Origin of the sequence: Streptomyces sp. SID13031 (assembly GCF_010548305.1) — a bacterium.
In the GTDB taxonomy this organism is placed as follows: Bacteria; Actinomycetota; Actinomycetes; order Propionibacteriales; family Kribbellaceae; genus Kribbella.
The window spans coordinates 263,250-275,995 of record NZ_JAAGLV010000011.1 but is presented as its reverse complement, the minus strand read 5'-3'; the positions used below and the strand labels follow the sequence as shown (position 1 = coordinate 275,995).

Sequence of the window (12,746 nt, the reverse complement as noted above, 5' to 3'; positions counted from 1 at the left end):
CCGTCGGTCGGTGAGGCCCGATCGACGAAGGACTGACCATGACCTCGCTCTCTGGCATCACCCCCTCCGGCCGGCTCACCCTGGGCAACCACCTCGGCGCCCTGCGGCGGTTCACCGACCCGGACGGGTTCTACTTCATCGCGAACCAGCACGCGATGACGACCAAGCACGATCCACGGCGGCTCGTCACGCTCACCCGCGAGATGGCGACCTTGATGCTCGCCGCCGGGTTGCCACCAGGCACGGTTTTCGTGCAGTCCGACGTACCGGCGCATGCGCAGCTCGCGTACCTGCTCGAGTGCACCTCGTACGTCGGGGAGCTGTCGCGGATGATCCAGTACAAGGAGAAGGGCCGGGGCAGACCGATGACCCGGGCCTCGCTGTTCACCTATCCGTGCCTGATGGCGGCCGACATCCTGCTGTACGGCACGGATCGCGTCCCGGTGGGTGGCGACCAGGACCAGCACGTCGAGCTCGCCCGGGACGTGGCGATCCGGTTCAACCGGGAGTACGGCGAGACGTTCGTCGTACCGCAGCTGCAGAAGGCCGCGCTGGCGATGCGGATCAAGGATCTGCAGAACCCGACGGCCAAGATGAGCAAGTCCGACGAGGACAACGCCGTCGGTACGATCCGGCTGCTCGACCCGCCGGACGTGATCCGCCGGCAGGTGATGCGCGCGGTGACGGACTCCGATGGCGAGGTGCGTCATGACGAGGAGAACAAGCCCGGTATCACCAACCTGCTGGAGATCCTGGCCGCTTGCACGGACGGCGACCCGGTCGAGCTGGCGACGGCCTATTCGACGTACGGAGCCCTGAAGTCGGATGTGGCCGACGCCGTGCTGGCGGTGATCGAGCCGCTGCAGAAGGAGTACGCGCGACTGGCCTCCGACCCGGCCGGGGTCGACGCGGTGCTCGCCCAGGGGCGGGATCGAGCGATCGAGGCGAGCGCACCGCGACTCCGGGCGGCGACCGTCGCGATGGGTTTGGCAGGATCGACTGCGTGAGATTGCGAGTGGCGACGTTCAACATCCGGAACTCCTCGGCGCCCGACGGCGACGATTCGTGGGTACTGCGGCGCGCGGCGACCGCGGCTGCGATCGAGGCGTTGGAGGCCGACGTGGTCGGGCTGCAGGAGGTGCTGCCCGACCAGTTGGAGTATCTGCGCGAGCGGTTCGCGCAGTACGGGATCGTCGGGGCCGGGCGGGATGACGGCGTCCACGCGGGCGAGCACTCGGTGGTGATGGTCCGGCCGGGCGATTGGCGGGTGGAGTCTCACGAGACCCGCTGGTTGTCGGCCGCGCCGACGACGCCGGGGTCGGTCGGGTGGGATGCGGATCTGACCCGGATCGCCACACTCGTGCGCCTCCACCATGCTGACGGGACGCTGGCCGGGATCGCGAACACCCACTACGACCACCTGGGCGAGATCGCGCGGGTGGAGTCGTCCAAGCTGCTCGACCAGTGGATGGCGGCCGAGCCGGAGCGTCATTGGGTGCTGCTCGGCGACCTCAACGCCGGGCCTGGGTCGGCGCCACTTCGAGCACTGCTGGATGCGGGCTGGCTGGACGCAGTACCGGCGGAGGCGGGTGCCACCTTCCACGACTTCGGGCGCGCGACCGACCAGGAGCGCATCGACCACATCCTGATCGGCAAGGGCTGGCGAGTCGTCGACGCCGAGGTCTCGCACTACCGGCCAGACGGTCGCCTCCCGAGCGACCACTGGCCGGTTGTGGCAACACTTGAGCTCTGACCCCGGGCCGCTAGACCTTCTCGAACACCTCTGTCCTCAAGCGTTCCAGGGCGTCGAAGCGGTGGGAACCGCTGCCCAGGAAGCCATCCGGGACGAGGAACTCGTCGATCCCGGCCGCGGGATAGCGGGCGACAGTGTCCAGCACGTAATCGGCCGAGCCCATGATCGTCGGGCGGCCGGCGGCGATCCGGCTGTCGCGGCGTCCCTCCGCCTCGGTGTCACCCGGCTCGATGATCTCGATGATCGCCTGGGTGGACCGCCGGACGCTCGACGGGTCGCGGCCGATCCGCTCGCAGTGCTCGCGGAACACGTTGCCCTTGTGCTCGGCGACCTCAGGCAGACCCCAGTGGTTCCATTCGTCCGCGTACTTGGCAACGATGCCCAGGGCAACCTTCTCGCCCGAGGCGCCGATCAGGATCGGCAGCTTGGCCGGCTTCGGCTCCAATGGTGCATCGGTGAGCTGGTAGTACTTGCCGGCGAAGTCGGTCCGGTCCTGTTTGAGCAACCCGGTGAAGACCTGGCAGGCCTCCTCGAACCGGGCCAGCAACTCCTTCACCGGCGGCAGTTCGATGCCGTAGGCCTCGTGCTCGTTCACCTGCCAGCCGGCGCCGAGGCCGAGCACGAACCGGCCGCCGCTCATCTGGTCGAGCGTCGCCGCCTGCTTCGCCACCACGGCCGGATGCCGGTAGGTGTTGCCGAGCACCATCGAGCCGAGCCGCACCCGCTCGGTCCTGACCGCGAGCCCGGCCAGCAGCGCGAAGCACTCGTTCATCGGAAGCGACAGGTCGTCGCCGTTCACCATGAAGTGGTCGGCCATCCAGACGCCGTACCAGCCCGTACTCTCGGCGTACTCCGCGCCCTCGAGTACTTCCTGCCAGGTCCGGGCGGCACTCGGCCAAAGGGAGAAGTCCATACCGCCGAGCTTATGCACTCTCCTGAGCAGCCAGTACGGCGTCCCCGTTGACGGCGGCCCAGGTGGTCAGCATCCGGATCGGCTCCATCAGGGTCTTGCCCAGCTCGGTCAGGTCGTAGTCGACTCGGGGTGGGACGCCGCCGTAGTCCTGCCGCGTGACCAGCCCATTGACCTGGAGCCGACGCAGCGTCTGGGTAAGCACCTTCTTCGAGATCCCGCCGATCAGCGTGACCAGCTCGCCGTGCCGGCGCGGGCCTTCGCTGAGGCCGTAGAGGACCACGACAGCCCACTTGTCGGCGATCACCTCGACCGCAAGCCGGGCTGGGCAGTCCGCGAGGAAGACGTCACCGATTCCATCCACAGGGCCCAAGGGTACTCAGGGGTTCCCGTTGCGCTGTCTAGCGTCTTCGCCATGACCTCTTTGCCTGCCAGCACCCATCGGCTCTTCGCCACCGGCAACCACGCCGTCCTCGTCACGGTCGATGCGGACGGCTCACCGCAAGCGTCGCTCGTCTGGGCCGAGCGCGACGGCGACCAGGTCCTGATCGGGATGGAGGGTTACCAGCGCAAGGCCGCGAACCTGCGGCGCGATCCCCGGGTCACCCTGGTCATCGAGGACGATCAACCCAGCGCGCGCGGACTTACGCAGTACCTGGTGATTCGTGGACGCGCGGAGGTGACCGGGCCGGAGATCGGCGCGGAGTGGACGGCGCTGATGGACAAGCAGGCGCAGCGGTACCTCGGCAAGGACTACCCGTTCGAGAACCGGTACTCCGAGACCGCGGTGATCGCCCGGGTCACGCCGGAGAAGCTGACGGGCGAAGGGCCTTGGGCTGCCCGGGGCTAGGGCTTGAGGTCAGAGCAAGTGCCAGCGAAGCAGGAAGGCGCCGACCGCCAGCACCAGGTAGGCGAGCACGAAGGCGACACCGATACCGGGTCGCGGGCGGGAACGGCGTACCGGCCGGTCGTCGGCCGCGTCGCGCGCGGCCTGCATGACGAGGGCGGCGTGCGCGGTCTGGTCCTTCGCGATGCCGTTGATCTCGTTCTCGTCCTTGCCGCTGGTCAGCACGACGGAGCCGTCGACGATCTCGATGTCGTCGACGTCCTGCCAGGCGAGGCTGCGGACGAGGAGGCTGGTCCGGGCCTTGAGGACGGTGGGGGTGATCTCGACCCGGTACAGGACGACGCCCCCGGCGACGCGGACGACGGAGGCGCCGATGACGGTGAACAGGCCGACGGCGAGGAAGTCGCGCGCCCCCATCCAAAGCCAGGAGTTCAGCGCCGGTACGGCAATGAATGGCACCACGAACAAGGCCCAGGCCCACCACGGTGCCGGATCCAGCGGCACCTGCCAGGGCAGGGCCGGGATCGAGTGGTCGTCATCCAGAGAAGCGGAGTCGGTGCTGGGGCGCGCGGCAGCGTCATCGGTGCCGCTCGAACGATTTCCCATGGGCGGGACCATAGACCCCTCGGCTCCGATTAGCTGACCCGACATCGATTTATCCCTTGATCAAGGCCCAGGCCGTTGCAGCGACGACCCCTGCGGCCGCCGGCAGAAAGACCGCGGCGCCCCAGGATAACGACACCCGGTAACTGGTCAACGCCGAGGTGTTGTAACCGCGCAGCCGCTCGACCACGCCGGCCACCTCGTCAGCCGAAGGCCGGCCGGAAACACCGTCGTACTTGAAGGTGCGGGTGCCTCGGTGGCCGAGGTCGATGACCACCTTCTTCTCGCCACGCCGCTGCACGCCGTCGACCGCTTTCCAGCTGTACCGACGGCGAAGCAGCGCACCTCTGAGCACCAACCCGTCAGTGCGGACAGTCAACCGGCCGGCCGCTATCGACAACCCACCCCAGAGCAGCAGGAGCGCGACGGGACCGGACACCCACTGCCGCAGCCCGAGGTCGTCCGAGCGGGTCAAGTCGATCAGGGACAGGACGACGCCGAAGACGAAGATCAGCCAGAACGGTTCGCGGTACAGGTGGTGCTCCAGCCGAGGCGACCAGGGCAGGGGCGGAACGGCGCGGGCGGGCGCTTGGGGATCCTGCTCGCCCGGGTTACTCGGCGGCAAGGGCCCGGGAACGGTTGCGGGCGGCTTCGATGGCCGAGAGGAACGCGGCCCGGACCTTGTGGTCTTCGAGCTCCCGTACCGCTGCGGCCGTAGTACCGCCTGGGGAGGTGACGCGTTCCCGCAGTACGACCGGGTGTTCGCCGGTCTCGCGAAGGAGCTTGGCCGAGCCGACGACGGTCTGGACGACCAACTCGGTGGCGGTCGAGCGCGGCAGGCCCATGTGCACGCCGGCCTCGATCATGGACTCCACCACGAAGAAGATGTACGCCGGACCGGAACCCGAGATCGCGGTCACCGCGTCCTGCTGCTTCTCCGGCACCCGGATGACCTTGCCGGTCGCGGCCAGCAGCCCCTCGGCGAGAACCAGATGGCTCTCGTCGCAGTGCGCGCCACGGGAGATCGCCGCCATCCCTTCGTCGACCAGGGCCGGCGTGTTCGGCATGACCCGCACGACGGCGACGCCTTCGGGCAGTCGCGACTCGACGAAGGTGGTGGTGATACCGGCCGCCAGCGAGACGATCGTCTGGGTCGGGCGGATCGCCGGGCTGATCTCGGCGAGCAACTCGCCCATGTCCTGCGGTTTGACCACCAGAACGAGAGTGTCCGCCTTCGCCGCGGCCTCGATGTTCGTCACCACATCCACGCCGTACCGCTCCCGCAACTCGGTCGCCCGCTCCTCGCGCCGCTCAGTGATCAGCAACTCGTCCGGTCGCCGGCCGGCCCGCAACAGCCCGGACAACAACGTCTCACCCATCACACCAGCGCCGAGTATGGCCACCTGCCCGTTCGTACTCATGGGCTCAGGTTAACCGTGGTCCCGTTCGACTTCGTTCGAATTCCGCGACGCGACCGTTCCCCGGGCCGCATGCTGCTTCGGCAACCGCCCTGCCGAAAGGAATCCTTGATGCCCAGACCTGCCCTCACCCGGACGCTCGTCGCCCTCGCCGGCACCGCGCTCCTCACACTCACCGGCGCCACCACCGCCACTGCGGCACCGACCGCCGTCCAGGCTGCTCCGCCTTTCGCCTGCCTGAACTTCTACGCCGGCTGGGGCGAGACCTGTTACGAGTGGGACGGAGACGACCAGTGGGTGCGCGACCTCGACGCGAACGGCTACACCGCCGTCGTCGAGGTCCGGACGAACTACGGAAAGTTCCGCGAGTGCGCCGCCCCTACCGCCGCGGAAGGCTGGAAGGAATGCAAGTACGACCACGAAGAGAAGAAGTGTGTGTCGTTCCGGATGACGGAGCACAAGGGCACCACGCCCGGCCGGCACACCAACTGGACGCTCTGGTACAGCACCTCCACCGGCAAGGAATGCGGCTTCGACGCCTGATCCTGCCCCGCCTCCCCCTCCTCCTCTTCCTCTTCAGTCTTCTCCTTCTCTGTCTGAAAGGACTCTCATGAGCAACCACCTTCTCCGCCGTACGTTCGCAGTGCTGGCCGGGACTGCCCTGGTCTCCGTCGGTGCGGCCACCGTCGCTGCCGCCGCACCTGCGGCGCCGGAGCCTGCGGCAGCCCAGCGGAGCGCGTCCGTCTCCGCCACCACCGCATTGGCCGCCGGGCCGACCAACTGTGTCGGTATCGCCACCGCCTGGGCCGCGACCTGCTACCAGTGGGACGGCGACGACCAGTGGGTGATCGACGGTGACGCGAACGGCTGGACCGCCATCGCCCACGTCGAGACCAACTACGGCAAGACGCGCGAGTGCGTGGCACCGGCCGCGGCCGATGGCTGGAAGGAGTGCAAGTACGACCACCGTGAGGGCACCTGCGTACGCTTCTTCCTGTACGAGAAGAAGGGCAGCGACCTCGGTCGCTTCAGCGCCTGGTCCCCCTGGTACAAGACCTCCAACGGCAACGCATGCTGACCAAGCGCCGCTTCAGAACGGCATTCGGTTCGGTCGCCGGGGCACTGCTGCTCCTCGGCGGCGGGGCCGGCGCCGGCCAGGCCGGCGCCGCGGTACTGGCCGATACCCCGCCGGCAGGCGCCTGCCGGTACTTGACCACCGAGTACGCCTCCACCTGCTTCGCCTGGGTCGGTGACGACCAGTGGATCAGGGACCTCGACCCGAACGGCTGGGCGGCCGTCGTGCACGTCCAGACCAACTACGGCAAGGACCGGTACTGCCAGGCGCAGCCCGCCGCCGACGGCTGGAACTACTGCAAGTTCGACCACGAAGAAGGCAAGTGCGTCCGGTTCATGATGTACGAGGCCAAGGGCGAGGAGAAGCGCAGATACACCGCCTGGACCCCCTGGTACGGCACGGAATACGGCTGGCCCTGTTAGGTGATCCGGGCCAGGGCTGTCTCGGCGCGGTGTAGTTCGTGGCGGTCCTCGATCCGGTCGGCGTCTGCTTTGGCCGTGCGGTGCTGTTCGGCCGCCTCGGTGATCCGGCCGGCTGCTGCCAGGGCATGGCCGTAGTCGTTGCGGATCTCGATGGTGAACGGTTTGCTCCCGAGCCGGATGGTCAGGTCGAGGGCCTGCTGGTGGAACGTGATCGCCTGCTCGACTCGGCCGGCTGCCAGTTGCAGCCGGCCGAGGCTGTTCAGGCTGTCGCTCTCGCAGTTGACGAAAGACACCCGGCGGGCCAGCGTGAGCGCCTGCTCGTAGCCTTCCCGTGCGTCGTCCAGCCGCCCGAGCGCTTCCTGCGCGGCCGCCACGTTGTTGAGCGCAAAGGCCTCCTCGAAGGTGTCCGGGCCCAGCTTCCGGCAGACCGCGAGGCCCTGCTCGAACAGCTCCAAGGCCACTTCGGGCCGGTTCAGCCGCAACTCCGGCCAGCCCTGCCCGGCCAGCGCGGTCGCCATCCCCTTCAGGCTGCCCTCGGCCTCGAACAGCACGAACGCCTCCCGCTGACAGCGCATCGCCTGCCGATAGTCAACCAGCCGGTAGTAGCCGAGGGCAACATTCGACAGCGCGTTCGCCTCACCGAGCCGGTTGCCCGCCCGCCGGGCGAAATCCACCGCCTGCTGGTACTCAGCGCGGCCTTCGGCGAACCGGCCGACCCGCCAGTACATCGCACCCAGGTTGTTGTGGACCACACCCCGGTCGTGATCCGACTGCGCACACCGGATCGCGGCCAGGTGCAGGACTTCCGCGCCGGTGAACAGGCTCGCCGTCCGCAGGTAGTACGTCAGTATCGCCGACAGCCCGATCGTGTACTCCGGCCGCCCACGGTCGGCCGCATACAGTGCGGTGGCGATCAGGTTGGGCCGCTCCACGTCGAGCCACTCCCGGCCGGCGTCCCGGTCGGTGAACCGCAGTTCCGAGCAGCCCGTCTGCTGGATCGCCTCGATCCGGTCCTGGTCCTGCGGCGCGTACGCCAGCGCAGCGGTCGCCACCGTCTTGCGGTAGAAGTCGAAAAGCCCGTCGAGCGCGGTCCGGCGTACCGACGCCGGGTCCTCGTCGCGGGCCTGGTCGGAAGCCATCAGGCGGATCAGGTCGTGCAGCTCGTAGCGGCCGCATCCGTGCTCCTCGAGCAGATTCATCTGGACGAGTTTGACCAGCTGCTCGCGCGCCTGCCCGACCGGCGTACCGGCCAGGGCGGCGCCGGCGTACGCGTCGAAATCGCGGCCGGGGTGGAGCGCGAGCAGCCGCAGCATGCGCCGGGCCGCCGGCGGCAACGCCTGGTAGGAAAGGGAAAGCGAGGCCGCCACGCCGTCGTCGAGGCGCAGCCGGGCGGTGTGCTCCTCCAGCCGCTCGAGGTGATCTCCGAGCGTCCACCCGGGCTGCGCCTTGATCCGCCCCGCCAGTACCGCGAGAGCGAGCGGCAGGTGCCCGACCAGCTCAGCGATCCGCGCCGCCACCTCCGGCTCCCTGCTGACCTTGTCCCCCGCCGCCCGGCCGATCAGCACCGCCGACTCGGCCGGCTCGAACACGTCCAGCCCGATCCGGTGTTCACTGAGCGCTCCGGACAGGCGCCTTCTGCTGGTCACCACCGTGAGCGCGTTCGCCGCGGTGAGCGGCTGCACCTGATCGTCGGAGGCCGCATTGTCGAGCAGGACGACAGTCCGCCGCCCGGCCAGCAGCTTGTTGAACAAGCCGGCCCGCGCCGACAACCCCAACCCATGGATCCGGCTGCCCGGCACGCCGAGCCGCCGCAGAAACCCATCCAGCACCGCGGCCGGATCGGCAGGCGGCCGCGCCGGGTCGTACCCGCGCAGGTTCACCGAGAACTCGAGCTCGACCTCGGCCACCCGGCTGGCCACCCGCCCGGCCAAGCTGGTCTTGCCCACCCCCGGCATCCCGTCGATACACACCAGCCGATGCGTTTCCAGCGCTCTCAGCGCCCGCTCGACCGTCCCTGCCCGCCCGACGAAGCCATCCCCGCCGGACTCCACCCGATCACCGATCTGCACCACGGACGCATCCGCCGCCAGCCCTGACACCACCTGATGCGCCTGCCGCCACTCAGCCGCCCGCGACTCGTCCCCCAGCACCGCCCGGGCGATATCGACCACCAACTCCACATCGAGCCTGGTCCGACCCGCCGACAGACACCGGTACGTCGTATTGAACGCCGGCAACTCGGCGATCCCCCGCTGCTGCCGAGAACTCACCACCCGCCGATGAATCTCCCGAAACGACAACCCCGACCACACCTGCAACGCCCGCAGCCGACTCCCCAGCTCATCAACCGTCCGCACCCCACCCGGCCCCGGAACGTCGCCCTCCACCAACCGCCTCCCCAGATCCGAAGGGACCCACTCTAAAGCCGCCCCTGACCGGCACACCAGCAGCCTCGGCGCCGAAGGAATTCCCTTGTGCTCAGCTCGCGGCCGGGAACCGATTGCCTGGCCGGAGCGGCACCCTGATGATGCAACTTCTGGCCGACGACGAACCCCGTGAGGCGACCAAGATATGAGACGACGTGTTCGTGCAGTGACCGGTGCCGCGGCGGTGGCCGCTCTGGTGGGGACGGCGCTGATCGCGACTCCGCCCGCGACCGCGCAGGCCCAGGGCCCGCGACCGACCTTCGTGAACGGCCTGGCGCAGGGGGTCTTCTCGACCAACCCGGCCGACTGGTACAGCGGCGAGGTCTGGGTGCAGGCTCCGTTCGACTCCGACCGGGACGGACAGCCCGACCGGATCCACGCGGACTTCACCGCTCCCCGCGAAGTACTGACCGACGGCTTGCAGGTGCCGGTCATCTTCGAGGACAGCCCGTACTACGCCGGCCTCAACGATGCGGCGAACTGGGAGGTGGACCACCCACTCGGCCGGCCACCGGCGGATCGCGTCGCGACCCCGTTCCAGGCGGGGTCCGAGACCAGCCCCGTGATCAGCACCAGGTACGAGTCTCAGTGGGTGCCACGCGGGTTCGCTGTCGTCCACGCGGAGTCACCCGGTACCGGTCATTCCGACGGCTGCCCGACCTCGGGCGGTACCAACGAGACGCTGGCCGGCAAAGCGGTCATCGACTGGCTCAACGGCCGCGCCCCGGCGTACACGACCCGGGACGGCGACACCCCCGCGGTCGCGTCGTGGACCACCGGCAAGGTCGGGATGATGGGGACGTCGTACAACGGCACGATCCCCGAAGCGGTCGCGACCACCGGCGTCGCCGGCCTGGAGGCGATCGTGCCGATCTCGGCGATCTCGGACTGGTACGACTACTACCGCGCCAACGGCCTGGTCCGGGCCCCCGGCGGGTTCCAGGGCGAGGACCTCGACGTACTGGCCGACGCGGTGTACTCGCGGCTGGACGAGACCACACAGCGGACGATCTGCCAGCCGGTGCTCGACGAGCTGAAGGCGAACCAGGACCGGGTGACCGGTGATCGCAGCAGCTTCTGGCAGGAACGCAACTATCTGAAGGACGTGCGCAACGTGCACGCCGCCACGTTGATTGCCCACGGCAACAACGACTTCAACGTGATGACGAAGCACACGGCCCAGTTCTACGACGCACTCAAGAAACAGGGCGTGCCGCACATGTTCTACTTCCATCAGGGCGGCCATGGCGGTGCACCGCCGGACGTGCTGATCAACTACTGGTTCACGCGCTACCTGTACGGCGTGCAGAACGGTGTCGAGCAGCTGCCCCGGTCCTGGGTCGTCCGCGAACCCGCGTCCTGCCCTGCCCGGCAGAGTGTGGTGACCGGCGATCAGGCGAACACCGCGACCTTGACGGTTGCGGACACCAGCGCGTTCCGGATCGGGTTCACCCTGACCGTCCCGCAGACCAACGCCAACGGGACGACGACGAACACCACCCGGCTGATCTCCGACATCCCCGACGCCACCCACCTGGTGCTGACCTCGGCAGTTGCCACCGGCAACGGCCAGAAGGTTGCCGGTGGCACCGTCGTCAATCTGGTCTGCGGCGCCGCCAACCCGACTCCGTACGCCGAATGGCCCGACCCCGCCACCACCGACGTCAACCTCCGCTTCACCCCCGGCGGTACCACCCGCGGCGGCCTCACCCTGGGCAAGGACGGCAGCATCCGCGAGACCCTCATCGACAACCCCGCGATCGACGCGGCCACGTCTGCCAACGCGGCCGCGTCCGACGCACGGCTGATCTACCAGACCGAGCCACTGACCAAGCCCGTCCGGATCAGCGGCACCCCGACCGTCTCGCTCAAGGTCGCCTTCAACACAACCAAGGCGAACCTCTCCGTAGCCCTGGTCAGCTACGCCCCCACCGGCGCCGGCGTGATCCTCACCCGAGGCTGGACCGACCCCGCCAACAGCGACTCGGACTGGCACGAACAGCCCCTCCGCCCCGGCGCGACCGACCGCTACGACTTCGACCTACAACCCAAAGACACGGTCGTCCCAGCCGGCAACCGCCTAGCCCTGATGATCCTGTCCACCGACCACGACTTCACCATCCGCCCAGCCCCCGGCACCAACCTCACCCTCAACCTCCACGGCAGCACCCTGAACCTGCCAGTCGTCGGCGGCCGCAGCACGTTCGCTTCTGCCACAACCCCCACTCCCTAGCCCACCAGGCCCCGCGTGGGCTGACCCGCCATCCACAGTCGGAACGGCGAGGCCAGCTCGCGCGGCGGGCGCGTGGGGGTATTTGGTTACTTCTTGCTGATCAGGGAGCGGGCGAAGAATTGGAGGTTGGCGGGGCGTTCGGCGAGGCGGCGGACGAGGTAGCCGTACCAGTCTTCGCCGTAGGGGATGTAGACGCGGACGGTTTGGCCGTCGCGGGCCAGGCGGAGTTGCTCCTCGGGGCGGATGCCGTAGAGCATCTGGTACTCGTAGCTGCCGCGTTCGCGGCCGGCCCGGTCGGCCAGCGAGCCTGCGATGGCGATCAGGCGCGGGTCGTGGGAGGCGATCATCGGGTAGCCGTCGCCGTTCATCAGCACCTTCATCGCGCGGACGTAGGCCTTGTCGACGGCTCGCTTGTCCTGGAAGGCGACCGACTCGGGCTCCTTGTAGGCGCCCTTGCAGAGACGCACCCGCGAGCCGGCATGGGCCAGGTCGACGCAGTCGGACTCGGTACGCCGGAGGTAGGCCTGCAGGACGGCGCCCGTCTCGGGGAAGTCCTGGCGAAGCTCACGCAGGATGCCCAGCGTGGAGTCCGTGGTGGTGTGGTCCTCCATGTCGAGCGTGACCGTCGTACCGGCGTTGCGGGCCGCGTGGCAGATCGAGCGCGCGTTCTCCAGCGCGACCTTCTCGCCGTCGCCGGGCAGTGCCTGGCCGACGGCGGACAGCTTGACCGAGACCTCCGCGTGGGCGGTCAGGCCCGCGGCGGACAGCTTCTTGAGCAGGTCGAGGTAGGCGTCGGCCGTCGCGGTCGCGGCGGCGATGTCGGTGACGTCCTCGCCGAGGTGGTCGAGCGTGACGTTCAGGCCGTTGCTGACCAGCTTCTCGGTGGCCAGCACGGCCTCCGGGGTGGTCTCGCCGGCGACGAACCGGGCCACGATGCCGCTGGATACCGGCATCGCCGAGACGGCCTTCTTGATCTGGGGGCTGCGGGACACGCCCAGCAGGACTCGCCGAAGCACTTTCGCGTTCCTCCTCGTTTCCCGTCCCACCCGGCCCCGGTTG

The 12,746-nt window shown here is 68.9% G+C and carries 14 protein-coding genes; 7 read left to right on the top strand and 7 right to left on the bottom strand.

All coding sequences use genetic code 11. The features are described from left to right. Positions 1-38 precede the first annotated feature (38 nt). Both trpS and G3I17_RS23155 read left to right on the top strand, forming a co-directional pair. Positions 39-1,007, top strand: a complete 969-nt coding sequence (gene trpS / locus G3I17_RS23160; RefSeq protein WP_164599646.1) for a tryptophan--tRNA ligase — start codon at positions 39-41, stop codon at positions 1,005-1,007. Next, positions 1,004-1,753, top strand: a complete 750-nt coding sequence (locus G3I17_RS23155; protein ID WP_164599645.1) for an endonuclease/exonuclease/phosphatase family protein — start codon at positions 1,004-1,006, stop codon at positions 1,751-1,753. Before trpS ends, G3I17_RS23155 begins: the two co-directional genes overlap by 4 nt. Before the next feature lie 10 nt (positions 1,754-1,763). Here G3I17_RS23155 and G3I17_RS23150 read toward each other — a convergent pair whose 3' ends face one another. Then, complete coding sequence (locus G3I17_RS23150) at positions 1,764-2,666, bottom strand: TIGR03560 family F420-dependent LLM class oxidoreductase (protein ID WP_164599644.1); 903 nt, start codon at positions 2,664-2,666, stop codon at positions 1,764-1,766. Positions 2,667-2,676: 10 nt separating this feature from the next. Next, a complete protein-coding gene (locus tag G3I17_RS23145) occupies positions 2,677-3,027 on the bottom strand; it encodes a helix-turn-helix domain-containing protein (protein ID WP_164599643.1) in 351 nt (116 codons plus the stop codon). Positions 3,028-3,078: 51 nt separating this feature from the next. Between G3I17_RS23145 and G3I17_RS23140 the strand changes: the two genes are divergently transcribed. Then, positions 3,079-3,513, top strand: a complete 435-nt coding sequence (locus tag G3I17_RS23140) for a TIGR03618 family F420-dependent PPOX class oxidoreductase (RefSeq protein ID WP_164599642.1) — start codon at positions 3,079-3,081, stop codon at positions 3,511-3,513. Between the two features lie 9 nt (positions 3,514-3,522). On the opposite strand, the gene G3I17_RS23135 is transcribed toward G3I17_RS23140, so the two are convergent. Genes G3I17_RS23135 through proC form a run of 3 tightly spaced genes read right to left on the bottom strand, consistent with a single transcriptional unit; the run spans position 3,523 to position 5,534 of the window. After that, positions 3,523-4,116, bottom strand: coding sequence for a hypothetical protein (locus G3I17_RS23135; RefSeq protein WP_164599641.1), 594 nt, complete (start codon positions 4,114-4,116; stop codon positions 3,523-3,525). A 49-nt stretch (positions 4,117-4,165) separates the two neighbouring features. Continuing rightward, entirely contained in the window at positions 4,166-4,738 is a 573-nt protein-coding gene (locus G3I17_RS23130) for a hypothetical protein (RefSeq protein ID WP_164599640.1), read from the bottom strand. Further along, entirely contained in the window at positions 4,725-5,534 is an 810-nt protein-coding gene (gene proC / locus G3I17_RS23125) for a pyrroline-5-carboxylate reductase (protein WP_164599639.1), read from the bottom strand. The genes G3I17_RS23130 and proC overlap by 14 nt, the downstream gene beginning before the upstream one ends. Before the next feature lie 108 nt (positions 5,535-5,642). Here proC and G3I17_RS23120 point away from each other — a divergent pair, with 108 nt between their 5' ends. The 3 genes from G3I17_RS23120 to G3I17_RS23110 all read left to right on the top strand — a co-directional run bounded on the left by G3I17_RS23120 (position 5,643) and on the right by G3I17_RS23110 (position 7,028). Then, positions 5,643-6,074 carry a hypothetical protein gene (locus G3I17_RS23120; RefSeq protein WP_164599638.1) on the top strand — a complete coding sequence of 144 codons (432 nt, stop codon included), beginning with the start codon at positions 5,643-5,645 and terminating at the stop codon, positions 6,072-6,074. A gap of 67 nt (positions 6,075-6,141) precedes the next feature. Beyond that, positions 6,142-6,609 carry a hypothetical protein gene (locus G3I17_RS23115; protein WP_164599637.1) on the top strand — a complete coding sequence of 156 codons (468 nt, stop codon included), beginning with the start codon at positions 6,142-6,144 and terminating at the stop codon, positions 6,607-6,609. Further along, the gene (locus G3I17_RS23110; protein ID WP_164599636.1) at positions 6,603-7,028 is read left to right on the top strand and encodes a hypothetical protein; all 426 of its coding nucleotides are present in this window, start codon (positions 6,603-6,605) and stop codon (positions 7,026-7,028) included. Before G3I17_RS23115 ends, G3I17_RS23110 begins: the two co-directional genes overlap by 7 nt. Here G3I17_RS23110 and G3I17_RS23105 read toward each other — a convergent pair. Further along, on the bottom strand, positions 7,025-9,415 hold the full coding sequence (locus tag G3I17_RS23105) for a tetratricopeptide repeat protein (protein ID WP_164599635.1): 2,391 nt from the start codon (positions 9,413-9,415) through the stop codon (positions 7,025-7,027). The genes G3I17_RS23110 and G3I17_RS23105 overlap by 4 nt on opposite strands. A gap of 184 nt (positions 9,416-9,599) precedes the next feature. On the opposite strand from G3I17_RS23105, the gene G3I17_RS23100 reads away from it, so the two are divergent. Beyond that, positions 9,600-11,687, top strand: a complete 2,088-nt coding sequence (locus tag G3I17_RS23100) for a Xaa-Pro dipeptidyl-peptidase (protein ID WP_164599634.1) — start codon at positions 9,600-9,602, stop codon at positions 11,685-11,687. A gap of 86 nt (positions 11,688-11,773) precedes the next feature. Here the strand turns inward: G3I17_RS23100 and G3I17_RS23095 are convergent, their stop codons facing one another. Further along, complete coding sequence (locus tag G3I17_RS23095) at positions 11,774-12,703, bottom strand: proline dehydrogenase family protein (protein WP_164599633.1); 930 nt, start codon at positions 12,701-12,703, stop codon at positions 11,774-11,776. Between the last annotated feature and the right edge of the window lie 43 nt (positions 12,704-12,746).